Annotated in this window: 14 protein-coding genes and 1 pseudogene; 9 read left to right on the top strand and 6 right to left on the bottom strand. The window is 69.0% G+C overall.

Annotated elements, in window-relative coordinates; translation table 11 throughout:
* The first annotated feature begins 148 nt into the window (after positions 1-148).
* From crcB to OR37_RS05800, 3 genes are read left to right on the top strand one after another with little or no spacing between them, the layout of a single operon-like run.
* The gene (crcB, locus tag OR37_RS05810; protein ID WP_004616857.1) at positions 149-532 is read left to right on the top strand and encodes a fluoride efflux transporter CrcB; all 384 of its coding nucleotides are present in this window, start codon (positions 149-151) and stop codon (positions 530-532) included.
* A complete protein-coding gene (locus OR37_RS05805; RefSeq protein WP_004616855.1) occupies positions 529-1,527 on the top strand; it encodes an RluA family pseudouridine synthase in 999 nt (332 codons plus the stop codon). Before crcB ends, OR37_RS05805 begins: the two co-directional genes overlap by 4 nt.
* Positions 1,524-2,909 (top strand): 2OG-Fe(II) oxygenase family protein, encoded by a 1,386-nt coding sequence (locus OR37_RS05800; RefSeq protein WP_004616853.1) that lies wholly within the window; start codon positions 1,524-1,526, stop codon positions 2,907-2,909. Before OR37_RS05805 ends, OR37_RS05800 begins: the two co-directional genes overlap by 4 nt.
* A 156-nt stretch (positions 2,910-3,065) precedes the next feature.
* Here OR37_RS05800 and OR37_RS05795 read toward each other — a convergent pair whose 3' ends face one another.
* Positions 3,066-4,355: a DUF1501 domain-containing protein gene (locus OR37_RS05795; RefSeq protein ID WP_004616851.1), complete on the bottom strand. Its 1,290-nt coding sequence runs from the start codon at positions 4,353-4,355 to the stop codon at positions 3,066-3,068.
* Positions 4,352-5,799 (bottom strand): annotated as a pseudogene (locus OR37_RS05790) (DUF1800 domain-containing protein). Before OR37_RS05790 ends, OR37_RS05795 begins: the two are co-directional and overlap by 4 nt.
* Before the next feature lie 54 nt (positions 5,800-5,853).
* Here OR37_RS05790 and OR37_RS05785 point away from each other — a divergent pair.
* The 4 genes from OR37_RS05785 to OR37_RS05770 all read left to right on the top strand — a co-directional run bounded on the left by OR37_RS05785 (position 5,854) and on the right by OR37_RS05770 (position 11,364).
* Complete coding sequence (locus tag OR37_RS05785) at positions 5,854-6,579, top strand: ATP12 family chaperone protein (protein ID WP_004616846.1); 726 nt, start codon at positions 5,854-5,856, stop codon at positions 6,577-6,579.
* Between the two features lie 108 nt (positions 6,580-6,687).
* On the top strand, positions 6,688-8,220 hold the full coding sequence (locus tag OR37_RS05780) for an acyl-CoA carboxylase subunit beta (RefSeq protein WP_035017030.1): 1,533 nt from the start codon (positions 6,688-6,690) through the stop codon (positions 8,218-8,220).
* 218 nt (positions 8,221-8,438) lie between these two features.
* Positions 8,439-10,148, top strand: a complete 1,710-nt coding sequence (gene metG / locus OR37_RS05775) for a methionine--tRNA ligase (protein WP_004616843.1) — start codon at positions 8,439-8,441, stop codon at positions 10,146-10,148.
* A 1-nt stretch (position 10,149) separates the two neighbouring features.
* On the top strand, positions 10,150-11,364 hold the full coding sequence (locus tag OR37_RS05770; RefSeq protein ID WP_004616842.1) for an MFS transporter: 1,215 nt from the start codon (positions 10,150-10,152) through the stop codon (positions 11,362-11,364).
* Here the strand turns inward: OR37_RS05770 and cysN are convergent.
* Both cysN and cysD read right to left on the bottom strand, forming a co-directional pair.
* Positions 11,352-13,259, bottom strand: coding sequence for a sulfate adenylyltransferase subunit CysN (cysN, locus tag OR37_RS05765; protein WP_004616841.1), 1,908 nt, complete (start codon positions 13,257-13,259; stop codon positions 11,352-11,354). The two genes, OR37_RS05770 and cysN, sit on opposite strands and share 13 nt — an antisense overlap.
* Positions 13,259-14,239, bottom strand: coding sequence for a sulfate adenylyltransferase subunit CysD (gene cysD / locus OR37_RS05760; protein ID WP_081612884.1), 981 nt, complete (start codon positions 14,237-14,239; stop codon positions 13,259-13,261). Before cysD ends, cysN begins: the two co-directional genes overlap by 1 nt.
* 344 nt (positions 14,240-14,583) lie before the next feature.
* Here cysD and OR37_RS05755 point away from each other — a divergent pair, with 344 nt between their 5' ends.
* Positions 14,584-17,256: a hypothetical protein gene (locus OR37_RS05755; RefSeq protein WP_004616839.1), complete on the top strand. Its 2,673-nt coding sequence runs from the start codon at positions 14,584-14,586 to the stop codon at positions 17,254-17,256.
* Positions 17,257-17,271: 15 nt separating this feature from the next.
* Positions 17,272-17,832 carry a sugar transferase gene (locus OR37_RS05750; RefSeq protein WP_004616838.1) on the top strand — a complete coding sequence of 187 codons (561 nt, stop codon included), beginning with the start codon at positions 17,272-17,274 and terminating at the stop codon, positions 17,830-17,832.
* A gap of 16 nt (positions 17,833-17,848) precedes the next feature.
* Here the strand turns inward: OR37_RS05750 and OR37_RS05745 are convergent, their stop codons facing one another.
* Together OR37_RS05745 and OR37_RS05740 are read right to left on the bottom strand one after the other, a co-directional pair.
* Complete coding sequence (locus tag OR37_RS05745; RefSeq protein ID WP_004616837.1) at positions 17,849-19,294, bottom strand: mannitol dehydrogenase family protein; 1,446 nt, start codon at positions 19,292-19,294, stop codon at positions 17,849-17,851.
* 82 nt (positions 19,295-19,376) lie between these two features.
* Positions 19,377-20,885: a UxaA family hydrolase gene (locus tag OR37_RS05740; protein WP_004616836.1), complete on the bottom strand. Its 1,509-nt coding sequence runs from the start codon at positions 20,883-20,885 to the stop codon at positions 19,377-19,379.
* Positions 20,886-20,945 lie beyond the last annotated feature (60 nt).

Below are 20,945 nucleotides of genomic sequence, written 5' to 3'. Positions count from 1 at the left end.
CTACTGCCCGCAAAATGCGGCCCGCGCGCTTAATCGCGGGTGTTAAAACAAGGTTTCCCGGCCGGTTTACCGTGAAAGACGCTTGGGAAAGTCTGTGGAACGTCGGCGGACTCTTGGCGTTCGCGCCCACGCGGCCCATAAGGGCCTCATGAACAAGCTGCTTCTCGTGGCCGCTGGCGGGGCCGTCGGCTCGGTCGCGCGGTATATGGTGGGCGTTGGGGCCATGCGGGTCATGGGGACCGGCTGGCCTTACGGCACCTTCACCGTCAACATCGTCGGAGGCTTCCTGATGGGATGCCTGGCCTCGTGGCTCGCCCATCGCGGGACGGCCGGAAGCGAAACCTGGCGCGTGGCCCTGGGAGTCGGCGTGCTGGGCGGCTTCACCACCTTCTCGTCATTCTCGCTGGAGACGGCGCTGATGATCCAGAAGCGTGACTATCTCCAGGCCTTCTCCTATTCGGCCGCCAGCGTGCTGCTGGCCATTTCGGCCCTGTTTGCGGGCCTGCTGATCGCGCGGCGGATCCTGGCATGACCGGCAAGGAAGTTCGCACCCTCTATGTCGACGCCGGCGAGGACGGGGTCCGTCTGGATCGCTGGTTCAAGCGCCGTTGGCCGCATCTGAACCACGTGCAGCTCAACAAGCTGTTCCGCTCGGGTCAGGTGCGGGTGGACGGCTCGCGCGCCAAGGCCGACACCCGGCTGGCCGCCGGCAGCACCGTGCGGGTTCCGCCCTTGCCCGACGCGCCCGATCCCGCCGACAAGGGCAAGCTGTCGGCGCGCGACATCGCCTATGCCCGCTCGCTGGTGCTGTACGAGGACGAAGAGGTCCTGGCCCTGAACAAGCCCGCCGGCCTGGCCGTGCAGGGCGGAACCAAGACCACCAAGCACGTCGACAAGCTGCTGAGCGCCTGGGGCGAGGGCCTTGACCGTCCGCGCCTGGTCCATCGCCTCGACCGCGACACCTCGGGCGTGCTGCTGCTGGGCAAGACGCCCGGCGCCGCGGCGCGCCTTTCGGGCGCGTTCGCCAAGCGCAAGGCGCAGAAGACCTATTGGGCCATTGTCGCCGGCAACCCGCATCCGACCGAGGGCGTGATGGAGCTGCACCTGGCCAAGCGCGGCGTCGGCGACCGCGAGATGGTCGTGCCTGCCCAGCCCAAGGACCCGGACGCCCAGCCGGCCGAGACCGAGTTCGTCACCATCAGTCGCGCGGGTCCCCGCGTGACCTGGATGGCCCTGCGTCCGCACACCGGCCGCACGCACCAGCTGCGCGCCCACATGAAGGCCATGGGCCACCCGATCCTGGGCGATCCCAAATATGGCGACGAAAAATCCGCGCCGCTGTCGGAAGGGCTGAAGCTGCAATTGCACGCGCGGTCGATCCTGTTGCCGCACCCGTCGGCGGGCATGTTGCACATCGAGGCGCCGATTAGCGCCGAGATGGCCGCCGGCTTCGCCAAGTTCGGTTTCTCGGAGGACGAGGCCGATCAGGATCCGTTCGCGCGGCGGAGCGCCAAAGGCCGGCGATGAGCCTCGAGGCGTCGCTGACCGCCAAGGCGCGGGCCCTGAAGGCGGCTGGCGACCTGGACGCCGCGCTCGATTGCTACCGTCGGGCGGTGGCCGCCGCCCCGTCCAGCGGCGCCGCCGAGCACAATCTCGCGGCCAATCTGGGCAATATGGAGCTGTATTCGGAGGCCGCCGAGGCGGCGTCGCGCGCCATCGCCAAGGGGCATGACGCCCCGGAGACGCGGCTGGTGAGAGCCCGGGCGCGCGAGGGGCTGGGCGATCTGGCCGGCGCCGAGGCCGACTATCGCGCCGCCCTGGCCAAGCGCCCCGCTTATGTGGAGGCGCTGTCGGGCCTGGCGCACCTGACTTGGGTGGCGACCGGCGACGTCGGCGCGGCGCTCGCGGTGCTGCCGGCTCAGGACGCGCCGCCGATCGCGTTGATCCGCGCCCGCCTGCTGACCGGCGCGGGCCGTCTGGAAGACGCCTATGCCGCCGTCGAACCGCTGGCGCGCCTGGCTCCGCGCGAGCCGGCCGCCCAGGTCGAGGCCGCCAAGCTGGCCGCGCCGGTCGATCCGGCCCGGGCCGTCGCTCACGCCGAACGCGCCTTCGCCTTGGTCCCGCACGATCCGCGCGTCATCTGCGTCCTGGCCGAGAGCCTGCTCGCCGCCGGCGACGCGGCGCGGGCCGCCAGGCTGGTCGAGGGCGTCGCCGCCAAGATTCCCGACGATCAGGGCGTCCTGGCCCTGCTGGCCACCGCCTGGCGCCTGACGAACGATCCTCGCTACGCCGACCTCGCCCAACGGGACGAACTGGTCGGAAGCCACGCTATAGCGACGCCGCCCGGCTGGCCGGACCTCGACACTTATCTGGCCGACCTAGCCACGTCGCTGAACGCGCTGCACGAGGGGCGCGCGCCGCCGCTGGGGCAGTCGGTGCGCCACGGCACCCAGACCAAGCAGAGCCTGCTGCGCTCGCGCGATCCGGCCATCATGGCCTTCTTCCAGGCCGTCGACGCGCCGATCCGCCAACATCTCGCGGCTCTGGGGCAGGGCGATCATCCGACGAAGCGGCGCAAACGGGGCGGCTATCGCCTGGCCGGCGCCTGGTCGGTCAACCTCTCGGCCGGCGGCTTCCACACCGATCACGTCCATCCGGAAGGCTGGCTGTCGTCGGCCTTCTATGTCCAGCTGCCGCCGGCCGTGGAGTCCCCCGGCAAGGCCGGTTGGCTGCGGTTCGGCAAGCCGGGTCTTCCCACCCGTCCGACGCTGGAGCCCGAACGCTGGATCAAGCCGGCGCCCGGCCGATTGGCGCTGTTTCCGTCATGGATGTGGCATGGCGTCGAGCCGTTCGAAGGGGAAGGGCGGCGTCTGACGATCGCCTTCGACCTGCTGCCTTCCCAAGGGTAGACCAAGCGGCGCGAAGACGAAACGCCGCTTGGTCCCCCACCTGACCGCGCGGCTGGGGGGAGCGCGCGGCCGTCCGACCCTTTGGGGCGGAGCTGTAGAGCGTCGCACGGAAAATTGGACTCCGGCTTTCCGCGAAAGCGACGCGAAAACAGAAACCTAGACCAGGCCTGTCAACGGCCGGACGCCGGCGCTGTCGGGGAAGACCTTGCTGTCCAGGATCGCGCGGTCGACGCCCATGTGGTCGGCCAGGGCGCCCTTGAAGAGGCCGCGCATGTCCAGGGTCGGGGCCGTGTCGCGATTCTCGAACAGCGCCTTTTCCGACAGGGTCGGCCAGTCGCCGATGATGCCGCCGCGCTTCAGGGCGCCGCCCAGCACCAGGCCGGTGGAGGCGGTGCCGTGGTCGGTGCCGCCGGTGCCGTTGACCCGAGCGGTGCGACCAAACTCGGTGACCGCGATGACCAGGGTGTTCTTCCACTCCGGACCCAGGCCCTGATGCAGGCCGTCCAGCACGGCGTCGACATAGGACAGGCGCGTGGCGATCTGGCCGGGCTGGCCGGCGTGGGTGTCGAAGCCGTCCAGCGAGACAGCGGCGATCTGCGGGCCGCCGGCCTGGATCATGAAGCCGCCGAGGGTCGCGCCCAGCTTGCGGGCCGCGTCGCCGCCGGCCTTGTTCTGCTTGTCGCCCGCCGTGGCCTGGGAGGCCATGGTCATCTGAGGCGTCCCCGGAGGCGTCATCGACGGCGTCGAGGCGGCCGCCATGTTCATGGCCGGCGAGGCGGCCATCGCCGTCATCGCCGTCTGGGCCATGGCCTCGGTTTCCAGACCGCGCGCGAAGGCCGGGCCCAGCATCGGATCGTTCTTGTAGAGGTCCTGCAGCAGGGTGGGCAGGCGGGCGGTCTCGTCGACCAGCTTGCCCGGCGACCAGCTGGCGGCCTGCACCTTGCCGCGCAGGATCAGCGGGGCCGTGGAGCCGACCGACAGGCCCTCGACGCGCCGGATAGGAGCCAAGGATTCCAGCGTCCGGTTCAGCCAGCCGGTCTCGGTCCCGTAGACGTGGGCCGCGCCGGTCTCCAGCACGTCCTGGGCCTCGAAATGCGAGCGGGCGCGGTCGGGACTGGCGATGGCGGGGGCGATGCGGGCCTCGCCCTTCAGGGCCAGGGCGTGGACGGCTTGCAGCTCCGGATGCAGGCCGAAGGTATCGTCCAGCATCAGCACCTCGTCGCGCCGCATGGCGATCGAGCCGCGCAGCCGGGCGTAGTCGGGATCGCCCACCGGCGGCGAGACCGACAGGCCGTCCATGCCGCCTCGGCAAATGATCACCACCAGCTTCTTCCGGGCGAGGCCGCCTTCGGAGGCCGCGAACGCCTGGCTGCCCAGGAAGTTGACGCTGATCCCCAGGCCGACGCCCAGGCTCAGCAGCGAACGACGGTTGATTTGAGCGGTCATCGGCGTTGGAACTCCGGGCTCATCACGAGAAGGGCGAAGGCTTCCTTGCGGGTCTCGGCGCGCGAGACAGCCTTGGCGACGGGGGGCGTCAGGCGGTCGCCCAGGGCCTGGACCGCCAGGGCGTTGGGATCGGTGCGGTCGGCGGCGGCGGCCGCGAAGCCTTGGGCCCACTGCATCCGCTTGATCAGGCCGTCGGGCGAGGCCCAGGTCTGGGCGTCCTCCGGCCAGCCCTTGGGCGAGGGGGCCGAGAACGGCTTTTGGCCCAGACCGGTGAGGATCGGCGCGATGCGCTCGATCGCCGAGGGCTCGGCGCCGATCAGCCGCCAGGTCGACAGGGTGTATTCGTAGGGCGTCTTGAACTTGGCCGGGGTCGGATCCCAGGCCTCGGGGCTCTCGACCAGGGTCTTGGCCACGAGCGCCAGGTCGCCGCCGGTCTCCATCCAGCGCCGCTCCAGACGCGCGGTCAGCGAGGGCGGCGGCGTGTCGGACACGAAGTGCCGGGCGATCTGGCCGCAGACATGGCGGGCGGTGCGGGGATCGGCGGCCAGGTCCTTCAGCACGGCCAGGCCCTGAGCGACGTCCGACTGGCCATAGTGACGGCCCATGATCGTGCGCCCGCCGGGCTCGTGGGCGTTGACCCGGAACACGAATTGGCCGGCGCGCTCCTCGTTGTCCCGGCCGATCGAGAAACCGGTCAGGGCGCGGGCGAACTCGGTGACGTCGGCCTGGGTGTAGCCGGCGTCGACGCCCACCGTGTGCAGCTCCATGATCTCGCGGGCCAGGTTCTCGTTCAGCCCGACCTTGGACTTGCCGCCGCGCTGGGCCGCGTTGAAAGCGACCTGACTGTTGGGACCGACCGACTGGGCCTGGTCCAGATAGGTCAGCATGGCCGGATGGGTCGACGAGGCGACCAGCAGGTTCTCGAAGCTGTTGAAGACATAGGGGCGGATCGCCTCGCGCTCGAACGGTCCGATCAGCACCGAGGTGATCTGCTTGGTCGCCGAGACCGTGAAGTGGTTGGCCCAGAACAGCGCCCAGCGCTCGCGGAAGCCCGCGGGCGTGTTGGCGCCCAGGCGGGCGCGCGCCAGGAAGTCGGCGTTGACCTTGTCGCGCAGCTCGCGCTGGGAGTCCTTGAACGTCTGGATGTTGGCGGCGGTCTTGTCGGCCTGGCCGTCCTTCTGCTCGCGCTCCATCTTCCGTTGTTGCTGATATTGGCGCATCTGCTCGAAGCGCTGGGCCGAAGTGTCGCCGCCGTCCTGCGGGATGTCGGCGCCCTCGCGGCGGATCTGGCCGATCAGGAAGCCTTGCGGATCGACCTTGGCCGCGTCGATCTCGCCGGGGCGCGCCCCCAGACCGAAACGCGTGACGGCGATGGCGGCCATCATGTCTTTACTGGGTAGGCTCAACGGGGCTCTCCCTTGCGCGAACTCGCGACATTGCCCATTCAACGCGGGCCGCGCGGAACTCCGTCGCGGCGTGCCGCGAAGTGAGTTCTACCGTGTCCGACAAGTCCGAGCTGCTGCTGAAACCCAAGCGCTTCTACAAGGCGGCCGCGACCGCGCCCGTCGCGGGCGGCTTCGCGGTCCAGCTGGACGGCCGCGCGCCGAAGTCTCCGGCGAAGAACCCGCTGGTCGCGCCGACCCGGGCCCTGGCGGACCTGATCGCCGCCGAGTGGGAGGCCCAGGCCGACTATATCGACACCAGCCTGATGCCGGCCACGCGTCTAGCGTTCACGGCGATCGACCGCATCGCCGAGACCCGCGCCGAGGTGTCCCGCGAGATCACCGCCTACGCGGCCTCGGATCATCTCTGCTACCGCGCCGAGCACCCGGCGGCCCTGGTCGAGCGTCAGGAACGCGCGTGGGGCGCGATCCTGGATTGGGCGAAGGCCGAGCACGGCCTGACCTTCATGCCCGTGGCCGGGATCATCCACCAGCCGCAGCCGCCGGCGACCCTGGCGTCGGTCGAGGCCCTGGCCCTGACCCTCGACGACTTCGCCCTGGCCGGCCTGGCCTTCGCCGCCGGTCTCTACGGCTCGACCGTGCTGGCCCTGGCGGTGCGCGCCGGACGGCTGACCGGCCGCGCCGCGCTGGACCTGGCGCGTCTGGAAGAGGTGTTCCAGGCCGAGCAGTGGGGCCAGGACGAGGAGGCCGCCGCCCGCGCCGAGGCCCTGAGTGTCGAGGCCGAGATGATCGACCGCTGGTTCGCTGCCCTGCGCGCATAACCGTCCGTGGACGCGCCGGTCGCCAGCGATGCTTGCCTCGCCCGCCGGGGCTCGCTACGCCTGCCGCATAAGGTGGGCAAACCGCCGGCCGGGCAGGAGATCAGCCGCGTGCAGCAGATACTGGAAGAACTGGAGCGTCGTCGTGGGCGGGCGAAGGCTGGGGGCGGCGAGGCTCGGGTGGCGGCGCAGCACGGCAAGGGCAAGCTGACGGCGCGCGAGCGGATCGATCTTCTGCTGGACGAGGGCAGCTTCGAGGAGTTCGACATGTTCGTCGAGCACCGCTGCGCGGACTTTGGCATGGAGGCCCAGAAGGTGCCGGGCGACGGGGTGGTCACCGGCTGGGGCACGATCAACGGCAAGGTCGTCTACGTCTTCTCCAAGGACTTCACGGTGTTCGGCGGCAGCCTGTCGAACGCCCACGCCCAGAAGATCGTCAAGGTCCAGCGCCAGGCCATGAAGGTGGGCGCGCCGATCATCGGCCTGTTCGACGCGGGCGGGGCGCGCATCCAGGAGGGCGTGGATTCGCTGGCCGGCTATGCCGACATCTTCCTGGAGAACGTGATGGCCTCGGGGGTCATCCCGCAGATCAGCGTGATCATGGGCCCGTGCGCCGGGGGCGATGTCTATAGCCCGGCCATGACCGACTTCATCTTCATGGTGAAGGACACCAGCTACATGTTCGTGACCGGCCCGGATGTCGTGAAGACCGTCACCAACGAGGTGGTCACCGCCGAGGAACTGGGCGGGGCGCGCGTGCACGCGGCCAAGTCGGGCGTGGCCGAGGGGGCGTTCGAGAACGATCTGGAGGCCCTGACCCAGGTGCGCCGCCTGATCGACTTCCTGCCCGCGTCCAACCGCGAGGCCGCCCCCGAGCGCGACAGCTTCGACGAAGCCTATCGCGAGGAGATGAGCCTCGACACCCTGATCCCGGCCGACCCGACCAAGCCCTATGACATGAAGGAGCTGATCCTGAAGGTCGTGGACGAGGCCGACTTCTTCGAGATCTCCAGCGAGTGGGCCAAGAACATCATCGTCGGCTTCGCCCGGATGGACGGCGAGACGGTCGGTATCGTCGCCAACCAGCCTCAGGTGCTGGCCGGGGTGCTGGACATCGACTCCAGCCGCAAGGCCGCCCGCTTCGTGCGGTTCTGCGACGCCTTCAACATCCCGATCCTGACCTTCGTCGACGTGCCGGGCTTCATGCCGGGGACCAAGCAGGAGTACGGCGGCCTGATCAAGCACGGGGCCAAGCTCTTGTTCGCCTACGCCGAGGCCACGGTTCCGAAGATCACCGTCATCACCCGCAAGGCCTATGGCGGGGCCTATGACGTGATGAGCTCCAAGCACCTGCGCGGCGACCTCAACTACGCCTGGCCCACGGCCGAGATCGCGGTGATGGGCGCCAAGGGGGCGGTGGAGATCATCTTCCGCCAGGAGGCCAAGGACCCCCAGGCCCTGGCCGCCCGCGAGGCCGAGTACAAGGACCGCTTCGCCAACCCCTTCGTCGCCGCCCAGCGCGGCTATATCGACGACGTCATCATGCCCCACGGCACCCGCCGACGCATCGTCCGGGGCCTCAAAAGCCTCAAGGGCAAGGAACTGGCCAACCCTTGGAAGAAGCACGATAATATCCCGCTTTAGGTCCTTCTCCCTCCCCCTTGATGGGGGAGGGCAGGGGCGGGGCGACTACGACGGTCGATGCCGAGCGCCGCCGCCAAAGCAGCATTCACCCCGATCCCCGACCCTTCCCCCATCGTGGGGTAGGGGAGGTTTTAGCCAAACCTTTCCCTCGCCGCCCGACCCTTCTATATGCGGACGCTTCTTTGCTTCGTCCGACTTGCCCGAAAGGCCGCGCCCGCATGGCTCGCATCCTGATCACCTCGGCCCTGCCGTACATCAACGGCATCAAGCACCTGGGGAATCTGGCGGGGTCGATGCTGCCGGCCGACGTCTATGCGCGTTTCCAGCGGGCCCGGGGGCACGAGACGCTGTACATCTGCGCCACCGACGAGCACGGGACGCCGGCCGAACTGGCCGCCGCCGCCGCCAACCAGGATGTGGCAACCTACTGCGCCGAGCAGCATGTGCTGCAGCATGACGTGGGCCGCGCGTTCGGCCTGTCGTGGGACCACTTCGGACGCTCGTCGTCGCCGCAGAACCATCGCCTGACCCAGCACTTCTGCCAGGCCTTGGAAGACCACGGCCTGATCGAGGAACGCGTCGACCAGATGGTCTACTCGGTCGATGACAAGCGCTTCCTGCCGGACCGCTATGTCGAGGGGACCTGTCCGCATTGCGGTTTCGAGAAGGCGCGGGGCGATCAATGCGACAACTGCGGCAACCTGCTGGACCCGACCGACCTGATCAATCCGTACTCGGTGATCTCGGGCTCGCGGAATATCGAGGTGCGCGACACCAAGCACCTCTACCTCTTGCAGACCAAGATGCAGGAGAAGATCCGCGCCTGGGTCGACGCCCACGCCGACTGGCCGCCGCTGGCCCGCTCCATCGCCTACAAGCACCTGGACGAGGGGTTGATCGATCGCGGCATCACCCGTGACCTGGCCTGGGGCATCCCGGTGGCCAAGGACGGGATCCCGCGCCCGGGTTTCGAGGACAAGGTCTTCTACGTCTGGTTCGACGCCCCGATCGAATATATCGCCGCGACCCAGGAATGGGCCGAAGCCTCGCCCGACCGCGACTGGAAGCGCTGGTGGCGCACCGACGAGGGCGCCGACGACGTGCGCTATGTCCAGTTCATGGGCAAGGACAACGTGGCGTTCCACACGGTCAGCTTCCCGGCGACGATCCTAGGCTCTGAAGAGCCGTGGAAGAGCGTCGACATGCTCAAGGCCTTCAACTGGTTGAACTGGTACGGCGGCAAGTTCTCGACCTCGAACAAGCGCGGCGTCTTCATGGACGCGGCGCTGGAGATCCTGCCGCCCGACCTGTGGCGCTGGTACCTGACCGCCAATTCTCCGGAAGGCAGCGACACCGCCTTCACCTGGGAGCAGTTCGCCAGCGCCGTGAACCGCGATCTGGCCGACGTGCTGGGCAACTTCATCAACCGCATCCTGAAGTTCAACGAGAGCAAGTTCGAAGGCGTGGTCCCGGCGGGCGGCGCGCCCGGCCCGCTGGAGGAGAAGCTGTTCGCCGACGTCTCGGCGCGTCTGGCGGACCTGGCCGAACAGATGGACGCCATCGAGATCCGCAAGAGCGCCCAGGCGCTGAGGGCGCTGTGGGTGGTCGGCAACGAGTACCTGCAGGAGGCCGCGCCGTGGATCGCGATCAAGACCGATCGCGACCGCGCCGCCGTCATCGTCCGCACGGCCCTAAACCTGGCGGCGCTGTACGCCAAGATCTCGGCCCCGTTCATCCCGTTCGCGGCCGAGAAGATCGGCGCGGCCTTCGATCTGCCCTTCCCGGCGGAATGGCCGTCGAACGACGCCCACGTTGAGCTGAACCGTCTGCTGGTCGGCGCGCCGGTGACCGTGCCCGAGGTCCTGTTCAAGAAGATCGAGGACGAGCAGATCGCCGAATGGACGGCCCGCTTCGGCGGCGCGGAATAGCTTGCCGGCGGGGGCGGACAAGGCGGACGGCGCGGCCGTCCATTCCGGGGGGCTGCCGACCGTCGTTCGCCTCTGCCTGTTCTACGGCGCGATCTATCTGAGTTCGGGCGTCAGCCTGCCCTATATCGGCACCTATCTGCGTTCGCGGGGCATGAGCGGCGGCGAGATCGGTCTGATCCTGGCCTTGCCGCTGCTGCTTCGACCCTTCACCGGCGCGTCGCTGGCGGTATGGGCCGACGGCTTTACCCTGCGGCGCACGCCGATGATCCTGCTGCTGATCGGGGCGGGCCTTGGCTATGCGGGCCTGCTGGTCACCGCGAACCTCTGGTGGCTGGCCCTGGCCTGGTTCGTCGGCCAGACCCTGCTGTCGACCGTCTCGCCGCTGATCGACGTGATCTCGCTGCGCCGGGCGCGAGTCGAGGGGTTCAACTACGGCGTTCCGCGTGGCACGGGGTCCAGCACCTTCATCTTCGCCAACCTGGCCATGGGCGCCATCCTGACCTTCGCCGCGCCGACGGTCATCGCCGTCTGGATCGCGGCCGCGTGCTTCATCGGCGCCCTGGTCGGCGCCCTGGTCATCCCGTCCGAGCGCGTCCACGCCGAAGGGGCCAAGCCCGACAGGTCCGAGCGCTGGAAGGGGCTGGGCGATCTGCTGCGCGACCGGACTTTCGTGCTGGCGGTGGTCACGGCGGGACTGATCCAGGGCGCGCACGCCTTCTACTACGGCTTCTCGGCCATTCTCTGGCGCAAGCAGGGGATCTCGGAGCCGATGATCGGCGTCCTCTGGGGCGTCGGCGTGACGGCCGAGGTCGGGTTCATGTGGTTCCTGGAGCCGCTGCGCCGCCGCTGGACCCCCGAGCGGTTCCTCGTGCTGGGCGCGCTGGCGGCCGTGGTCCGCTGGACGGCCTACGCCTTCCAGCCGCCGCTGTGGGCGCTGTTTCCGCTGCAACTGCTGCACGCCCTGACCTTCGCGGCCAGCTTCCTGGCCTCGCTGCGGCTGATCGAGAAGCTGACCCCGCCGGCCTACGCCTCGCCGGCCCAGGCGATCAACTCGGCCCTGTCGTCGGGCCTGACCCTGGGCGTGGCGACCCTGGCCTCGGGACCGCTGTTCGACGCCTTCGGGGCCCGTGGCTACCTAGTCACCGCCGCCATGGCGCTGCTGGGCCTTGGCGGGGCGATCCTGCTGTCCAGGCCGGCGAACCGTCAGATCGCGTAGTCGATCTCCCGGCCCTCCAGCCACGCCACGATCCGCTCGGCCGCCTCGACTGGGTCGATCGCGGTGGTATCGATGCGCAGTTCGGGCCGCTCCGGCGCCTCGTAGGGACTGTCGACGCCGGTGAAGTTCTTCAGCTGACCCGAACGGGCCTTCTTGTAGAGGCCCTTGACGTCCCGCGCCTCGGCCACGGCCAGCGGCGTGTCGACGAAGACCTCGATGAACTCGCCGGGCTCGAGAAGGTCGCGCGCCAGCTGGCGCTCGGCCCGGAACGGCGAGATGAAGGCGGTCAGCACGATCAGGCCGGCGTCGACCATCAGCTTGGCGACCTCGGCGACGCGGCGGATGTTCTCGACGCGGTCCTCCTCGGTGAAGCCGAGGTCCTTGTTGAGGCCGTGGCGGACATTGTCGCCATCCAGCAGATAGGTGTGGCGGCCCAAGGCGTGCAGGCGCTTCTCGACCAGGTTGGCGATGGTCGACTTGCCCGCGCCCGACAGGCCGGTCAGCCAGACGACCTGGCCGCGCTGAGCCTTCAGCGCCGCCCGCGAGGCCTTGCTGACATCGGTATGCTGCCAATGGATATTGTCGGCCCGGCGCAGGGCGAAATTGATCATGCCCGCGCCGACCGTGCGGTTGCTGAGCCGGTCGATCAGGATGAAGCCGCCCAGCTGGCGGTTTTCGGCATAGGGCTCGAACGGGATCGCCTGGTCGAGCGAGAGGTTGCAGATCCCGATCTCGTTGAGCTCCAGCCGCTTGGCGGCCGTATGCTCCAGCGTGTTGACGTTCACGCGGTGCTTGATGTCGGTGACGCTGGCCCCGACCGTGCGCGCGCCCAGCTTCAGCAGATAGGCGCGGCCCGGCGGCAGCGGCTCGTCGTCCATCCAGACGACGGTCGCCTCGAACTGGTTGGCGACCGGCGCTGGCGCATCGGCGCCTGCGATCACGTCGCCGCGCGAGATGTCGATCTCGTCCTCCAGGGTCAGGGTCACCGACTGGCCGGCGACGGCCTGGTCGAGATCGCCGGGCAAGGTGACGATGCGCGCCACCCGGCTTTCGCGGCCCGAGGGCAGGGCGCGGATGCGGTCGCCCGGCTTGATGGTTCCCGAGGCGACCAGACCCGAAAAGCCGCGGAAATCCAGATTGGGGCGATTGACCCACTGCACCGGCATCCGGAACGGCTGGGACTGCAGGCTGTCCTCGACCTCGACGTCTTCCAGCCACTCCATCAGGATCGGCCCCTTGAACCAGGGCGTCTCCTCGCTCCGCGCGGCGATATTGTCGCCGCCCAGGCCCGAGATCGGGATCGTGGTGAAAACGGTGAGGCCGATCCGCTCGGCGAAGGCCCGATAGTCGGCGACGATCTTGTCGAACACGGCCGGGTTCCAACCCACCAGATCCATCTTGTTCACCGCCAGCACCACGTGCCGGATGCCCAGCAGGCGGACGAGATAGCTGTGGCGGCGCGTCTGGGTCAGCACGCCCTTGCGCGCATCGATCAGGATCACGGCCGCGTCGGCGGTCGAGGCCCCGGTGACCATGTTGCGGGTATACTGCTCGTGGCCGGGGGTGTCGGCGACGATGAACTTGCGCTTCTCGGTCGAGAAGAAACGGTAGGCGACGTCGATGGTGATGCCTTGCTCGCGCTCGGCGGCCAGGCCGTCGACCAGCAGGGCGAAGTCGATCGCCCCGCCTTGGGTGCCGACCTTCTTGCTGTCGGCTTCGAGCGCGGCCAGCTGATCCTCGAAGATCATCTTGCTGTCGTACAGCAGGCGGCCGATCAGGGTAGACTTGCCGTCGTCGACGCTGCCGCAGGTGATGAAGCGCAGCAGCGACTTGTGCTGATGCTGATGCAGATAGGCTTCGATGTCCTCGGCGATCAGGGCGGACTGGTGCGCCATCAGAAATAGCCCTCCTGCTTCTTCTTCTCCATCGAGGCGGACTGGTCGTGGTCGATGACCCGGCCTTGGCGCTCCGACGTCGTGGTCAGCAGCATTTCCTGGATGACCTGGGGCAGGGTCGCGGCCGTGCTCTCGACGGCGCCGGTCAGCGGATAGCAGCCCAGGGTGCGGAAACGGACGCTCTTCATCTGGGGGACTTCGCCGTCCCGCAGGCGGAAGCGCGCGTCGTCGACCATGATCAGCGCGCCGTCGCGCTCGACCACCGGCCGCTCGGCCGCGAAATACAGCGGCACGATCGGGATGTTCTCCAGGTGGATGTACTGCCAGACGTCCAGTTCGGTCCAATTGGAGATCGGGAAGACCCGCAGGCTTTCCCCCGGGTGCTTGCGGGTGTTGTAGAGGTTCCAGAGCTCCGGGCGCTGGCTCTTCGGGTCCCAGCGATGCTCGGCGGTGCGGAACGAGAACACCCGCTCCTTGGCCCGGCTCTTCTCCTCGTCGCGGCGGGCGCCGCCGAAGGCCGCGTCGAAGCCGTATTTCGATAGGGCCTGCTTTAGGCCCTCGGTCTTCCAGAGATCGGTGTGCAGGGCGCTGCCGTGGTCGAACGGATTGATCCCGCGCGCCTCGGCGTCGGGGTTCTTGTGCACCAGGAGGTCGAAGCCGAACTCCGACGAGACCCGGTCACGTAGGGCGTACATGTCCCGGAACTTCCAGGTCGTATCGACATGGAGGAGGGGGAAGGGCGGCTTGCCAGGATAGAAGGCCTTGGCCGCCAGATGCAGCATCACCGCGCTGTCCTTGCCGATCGAGTACAGCATGACCGGGCGCTCGCATTCGGCCGCCACCTCGCGCAGGATGTGGATGCTCTCGGCCTCCAGGCGCTGGAGATGGGTCAGGCGCGCCGGCGAGAGCGCGGCCGTCGTGAGATCGGGCATCTTCGGGTCCGGCGAAAGCGCGGCGGGTGCGAATTGGGTAAGGGCCAAGGCGAAGGTCCGCAAAGGGAATTTATTAGCCCCACTTGTCGAGAGAGGCGTCGATTCTAGGGCGCGACCTAAGGCCCAGGCGTCGCTAAGGACAACGTGGGATTTCTAGGGGCGCTGTCAGTTGGCTTGACGCCCGCCGCCATTGTTCGTGGATGGAGAGGGGTTTTAAAGCGATCCGCCCTCCGAAAGCCGCGCCCAGACGCCGCAACCCCTGACAACACGACCAAAGTCGCTTTTCGCAAAGGCTTTTCGTCGGTAGGTTCATGTGACACGCGAAGGAGGGGTCCGGCGCGCGAAGGCTGTCTCTGCGCCCCCTCGCCATCGTTCTGGGACCCCGGCTGTGTATGAAGCCTAAGAAGCGCCAACCGCTCGATTTTTCCGCGACGCCAACGGACCGTTCTCCCGAACAGACCAGGACGGTGGACGACCGCGCCACGCCTGAACATCTCGAGACGCCCCTGTTTTCCGAGCCCGAGCCCGATACGACGGTCTCGGAACCCTTGAGCCTGGGCGGCGCCTTGCAAGACGATCTGGCCATGCCGTCGCCGGGGGCCGTCCGTTCGCGCCGTCGGCGCGAGGCCGCGCCCGACTCCGTCGCCCGGTTCGCGGAGCCCGAAGGGCCGCCGCCGACGCCCTTGGCCGCGGGCGTTCAGCCGCCCGCGCCGATCGTCGAACCCGAGCGCGCCGCGCCCGCCAAGACCCAAGCGCGGGAAGCCGCCCTCGACCTGCGCGGCCCGATCGAACCGCCGCCGGTTTCGCTGACGAGCGAGGACCAGCCCCGCCGCATGTCGGGCGTCCTCTTCTGGACCATCGCCTCGGCGATCGCGACACTGTGGGCGGTGTGGCCGATCTTTTTCGCCCTGGGCTATGCGGGCGACGTGGCGGCGCTGAAGGTCAAGAGCTTCGCGGTCGCCGTGCTTGTCGGCATGGCCGTTGGCCCGGCGCTGATGACCCTGCTGGCCGCCTACATGCTGCGCCAGGCCACCGGCATCGCCGACGAGTTGCGCCGCACGCGGACCCTTACCGATCGGATCGTCACGCCGGCGGCCCTGGCCGCCGTGGGCGCGTCCAGCGCGGTCGACGCCATGCGCGCCGGGGTCGACGAGGCCGCCGCCGCCGCCCAGCGCGCCCGCGAGCATATCGTCTCGCTGCGCCAGGCCCTGGCCGAGGAAACCGCTCGCTTGGCCGAGGCGGCCAACGAGTCCGTGAAGATGGCCAACCAGTTGGCCCAAGGCCTGGGCCACGAGCGCTCGGCCATGGAGACCCTGTCCCAGTCGCTGGACGCTCGTTCCACCGCGGTGGTCGACGCGATCGGAAGCCAGGCCCGCATGGTGGCCGAGGCCTCCGACCTCGCCGAGACCCAGCTTCGCGAAGCCGAGGCCGCCCTGGCCGCCCGCGCCGCCGACCTCGCCGCCGCCGCCGCCGAGGCGTCCGACGCCGCCCGCGTCGGGGCCGAGGACCTAGCCCGCCAGATCGCTCGGCTGGAGACCGCCGGCCATGGCGTCGGCGACCAGATCGTCTCCGTCGAGAAGAGCCTCGCCGCCCAGCGGGCCGCCCTGGTCGAGGCCAGCCAAGCCCTGCGCTCGGAACAGGAAGACTTCGCCGCCGAGGCCGAGACCCGCACCGCGCAGCTCACCGAGTTCGTCGCCTACACGCGGGTGGGCGCCACCGAGCTGTCCGACACCGCCGCCATGGGCGCCGAGATCCTGCGCGGCCTGATCGGGGCGGCCGCCGACCAGTTCCGCGAGATGGTCGAGGGCGCGCGCGCCCAGCGCGAGGGCCTGGCCGAAGAGGTCAAGAAGACGCTCGAAACCATCGGCGACGTGGCCGAGAACCAACGCACGTTGCTCGAGGAAGAGCTGAAGGCCGCCATGGAGGCCATGGCCCAGGCCGCTTTGGAAGCCGGCGCGGGCGTCGAGGCCCGCGTCGAAGCCGCGCGCGGTCGCGTGGACCAACTGAACGAAATCGCCTTCGCCGCTGGTCAGAAGGCGGACGCGGTGTTCGAAGCTCGCATGGAAGAGGCTCGCGACATCATCGAGCACTCGGCTCAGATGGTCGAGCAGGCCGGGGCGCGCACGTCGCAGAAGCTGCAGGAGTCGGTCAACGCCGCGCGCGGGACGCTGGACGAGCTCGAGGCCATGCTGGCCGAGATCGGCAAGCGCACCGCGGATCTGCCGGCCGAGGCTCTGCGCAAGGCCGCCGAGGTCCGGATCTCGATCGAGCAGGGCGTCGAGCAGCTGATGAACACTGTTCGCCGCACGGCCGAGGAAACCGCGGCGATCGATCAGGCCTTTCAGGAACGCGTGCGCCGCAACTACGAGATGCTCAGCGAAGCCGCCGGCGCGGTCACCGCCGCTGGCGTTTCGACGGTCAGCGCCCGCGCGACCCCGGCGACCGCCCCGCCCGCGCGGTCGCGCCCGACGGCGCCGCCTCCGCCGCCGCAGAATCTGCCCCTGGCCCAGTTCGATGATGAGGACGAGCCGCCGCCGGCCGACCGTCGCCGCCTGCGCCTGACCCCGACCGCCACCGACGAGGAGTTCCGTTCGGTCTTCGAGCAGGCCAGCGGCCAGCGCGGTCAGCCCGCGCCCGAGCCGGACGGCCAGGGCGGCTGGAGCTGGCGCAACCTTCTGTCGGGCATCGAAAGCAGCACGCCCGGCGACGCTGCTCTGGGCGAGAAGCTGGCGGCCGAGATCTCGGCCATGGGCATCGACCCGCACGCGCTGCTGCCGCGCGGTCGCATCGACGAGATCGCCGCGGCCTTGCAGACGCGCGACGCCGTCGGCGCTCGCGAGGTCGTCAAGCGCCTTGCCCCCGCCGCCATCCGCCGCCTCGTCCGCCGCCTGTTCTCGGACGCTCCGCTGAAGAGCAACACCGAACGGTTCCTGAAGCGCTACGCGTCGATGATCGAGGAGGCCGCCGGCCAGGACCGCGAGGGTTTCCTCCTGGCGGCGTTGCTGTCTTCGGAAGCGGGCCGGGCCTATCTGTTGCTCGACGCGGCCAGCGGCGATCTAGGCTAGCGCCGAAGAGGCCCCGTGAAGCGCGCTTTCGACTTTCTAGCGGCGGCCGTCGGCTTGGTCGTGCTGGCTGTTCCGCTGGCCGTGCTGTGGCTGCTGGTGCGCCTCACCTCGCCAGGACCTGGCCTTTACTGGTCGCAGAGGGTGGGGCGTGGCTCCGCGCTGTTTCCAATGCCCAAGTTCCGCACCATGCGGATCGACACGCCCGAGGTCGCCACGCATTTGCTGGCCGATCCGGACCGCTGGCTGACGCCTATCGGACCGCTCATGCGCAAGCTCAGCCTCGACGAGCTGCCCCAGCTGTGGAGCGTGCTGATCGGCCACATGAGCCTGGTCGGGCCGCGCCCGGCTCTATTCAATCAGGACGATCTCATCGCCGCGCGCCAGGCCGCCGGCGTCGATGCGCTGCGGCCGGGCGTCACCGGCTGGGCGCAGATCAATGGCCGCGACGAGCTGGCCATCCCGGATAAGGTCGCGCTGGACGCCGAGTATCTGCGGCGCCGCTCGTTCCTGTTCGACTTGAGGATCCTGGTCAGCACCGTCGTGCCGGTGCTGACCGCCAAAGGGGTCACGCGGTAGCGCGCCCTTGCGCGCTTCAAGCGAGCTCCACGTAGGCTTTTTCGACCGCTTCCACGAATGTCGGATCGCGGGCCAGTGCCGGTGGGAACACGCTGTCCAGCGCCAGGAAGGCGGCGACGTCGGTATGAGCATCCCCCGTCGCGCCGCTGCCGATCTCCGACAGCGCGTCATGCAGCGGATCGGTGATGGCCTCGCCGGTCTTGGCGCGCAGGGCCACGAACCGCATCCAGGCCGCCAGGGGCAGGGCCAGGCGCTCGATGGAGCGGCCAGCTTCCAAGGTCTCGGTCAGGGTGCCCAGGATGCGGAAGGGCAATTTCTGCGAACCGTCCCAGGCGATCTGCGACAGGAGGTGACGGATTTCGGGGTTGCGGAAGCGGGCCAGGATGGCCTCGGCGTACTGGACCAGGTCGAGGCCCCTCGGCGCGGTCAGGGTCGGGATGATGTCCTTGACCATCAGGTCGCGCGCCAGGGCTTCCAGCACCGGATCGCTGATCGCCTCGAACACCGTCTCGTGGCCGCGCAGGATGCCGGCATAGGCCAGGGTGGAGTGAACGCCGTTCAGCAGACGCAGCTTGGCGCGCTCGAAGCCCCGTACATCGTCGGTCAGGATGACGCCGACGCTGGCCAGGTCCGGCGCATCGCCCGGCAGCACGTCCTCCACGACCCACTGGGTAAAGGCCTCGCGCTGGATGGGCCAGGCGTCCTCCAGGCCCGTCGCGGCCTGGACGCGCGCTCGCAGCGCGTCGTCGGTGGCGGGCGTGATGCTGTCGACCATGGTGCGAGGGAAGCGCGCTTCTCGCTCGATCCAGACGGCGAGCTCGGCGTCGATCTTGGCCGCGAAGGCCACCACGGCGGCCTTGAGGCGCCAGCCGTTGTCGGCGAGGTTGTCGCAGGCGACGACGGCGTAGGGCGCCAGGCCCGCGCTGAAACGGCGGCGCAGGCCCTCGACCACATAGCCGACAGCGCTGCGCGGTTCGCGCGGATTGGCCAGGTCATGGATGATGTCAGGATGGGTCTCGTCCAGCCCACCCTCAGCTGACAGGGTGTAGCCCTTCTCGGTCACGGTCAGGGTGACGATGCGGGTGGTCGGCGCGGCCAGCCGGGCGAACACCGACGGCGGATCCTCGGGCGCGACCAGCATCTCGCGGATCGATCCGATCACGCGAAAAGTGGTCTCGGCGTCCAGCTGGGCGAGGACATAGAGCCCGTCCTGCGGCTGCAGCGCGTCGCGCACGCCAGGGCTCTTCAGCGAGACGGCGCAGATGCCCCAGCGCGGATCCTTGGCCAGCAACTGGTCGAAATAGAAAGCCTGGTGGGCGCGGTGAAACGCCCCAGGACCAAAGTGGACGACGCCGATCTCGACCTTGTCGCGGTCGTAGGCGGGAAGGGCGGTCCCCGGGATCGCGGCGGGATAGCTGGTCGCGTTCAGACGCAGGGCGGGGGAGGTCTCTGAAGCGGTCAAGGAAGCACGCCTGGGGTTTCGTAGCGGAAGGTGTGGGCGTCTACATGCTGTAGTCCGTCCAAGGTGGCAATCGGCTTGGCCGTTAAAGGGTGACGCCGGACTTCCAGATGGCGATCTCGCGCTCGCCGTTCAGCTCGGCCTTGGTCAGCGCACCCGAGGCGGTATCGATCACCAGATCCATCAGCCGGCCGGCTGCGTCGTCCATCGGAACCCCCTCAAGCACCTGGCCGGCGTCGAAATCGATCCAGCCCGGCTTTCGCTGGGCCAGGCCCGCGTTGGAGGCGATCTTCAGCGTCGGGGCCGGGAAGCCGAGCGGCGTGCCGCGGCCGGTGGTGAATAGAATCACCGTCGCCCCGGCGGCGGTCAGGGCCGTCGACGAGACCGCGTCGTTGCCCGGCGCCTCCAGCAAGGTCAGCCCGCGCGGGCCTACGCGCTGTCCGTAGCGCAGCACCTCGACCAGCGGCGCGCGACCGCCCTTCTGCACCGCGCCCAGGGACTTTTCCTCGAGCGTGGTGATGCCGCCCGCGATGTTGCCCGGCGAGGGGTTCTCGTAGATGGGCTGGTCGTTGTCGATGAAGTAGCGCTTGAAGTCGTCGATCACCGCGACGGCGCGGTCGAAAACATCGCGGCTGGCCGCTCTCCGCAGCAGAACGTTTTCCGCGCCGAAGACCTCGGGGATCTCCGTGAGCACCGGGGTCCCGCCCGCCTCGGCGACCTTGTCGGCGACGCGGCCGACGAGCGGATTGGCCGTCACGCCCGAGAAACCGTCCGAGCCGCCGCATTTGAGGCCCACGACGAGTTCCGAGATCGGGACCGGCTCGCGCCTGTCCCGTTCGGCGATCGCGACCAGGGCCTCGATGGCGGCCAGGCCGTCCTCCAGCTCATCCTCGACCATCTGGGTCGTGAAGCTCCGGAGCCGATCGCGATCGATTTCCGGCGCGCTGTCCAGCAAAGCCTTCAGCTGATTGTTCTCGCAGCCCAGGCCCAGGATCAGCACGCCGCCGGCGTTGGGGTGGGCGGCCAGGGCCGCGATCAGGGCTCGGGTGTGAGCGAGGTCGTCGCCCAGCTGAGAACAGCCGAACGGATGAGGGAAGGCGTGAACGCCATCCACGCGACCCGCAAAGCGGGCGCTGGCCTTCTCGGCGATGCGGCGGGCGGTGTTGGCGACACAGCCGACGGTGCACAGCACCCAGATCTCGTTGCGCGTGCCGACCCGGCCATTCTTGCGTCGATAACCCGCGAAGACGCGATCGGAGGACCGGACTTCAAGCTCCGGAGCCGACGGGGCGAACGCGTAGCCTTCCAGGCCCTCGAGCCGAGTGGCGACATTGTGAACGTGCACGTGGTCGCCGACCGCGATGTCGGTCGTGGCTCGGCCGATCGGCCAACCATATTTCAGCACGTCCTCGCCGGCCTTGGCCGTGCGGATAGCGATCTTGTGGCCCTTGGGGATGTCGACGGCGACGGTGATCGTCTGTTGGGGCAGGTCGATCCGCTCGCCGCCGGCCAGGTCGCGCAGCGCGGTCGCCACGTGGTCACGCGGGTCCACCGGATGAATCGATTCGCGAGGCGTCAGCGTGGTTTGTGTCATCGATCTTCGTTGCCGCGGAGTTTGGTGTCGCCAATTGTCGGGGCGTGACGCATGGTAACC

The sequence above is a fragment of the Caulobacter vibrioides OR37 genome, from assembly GCF_000372645.1.
GTDB lineage: Bacteria > Pseudomonadota > Alphaproteobacteria > Caulobacterales > Caulobacteraceae > Caulobacter > Caulobacter vibrioides_E.
This window is presented reverse-complemented; position numbering and strand designations above follow the sequence as displayed.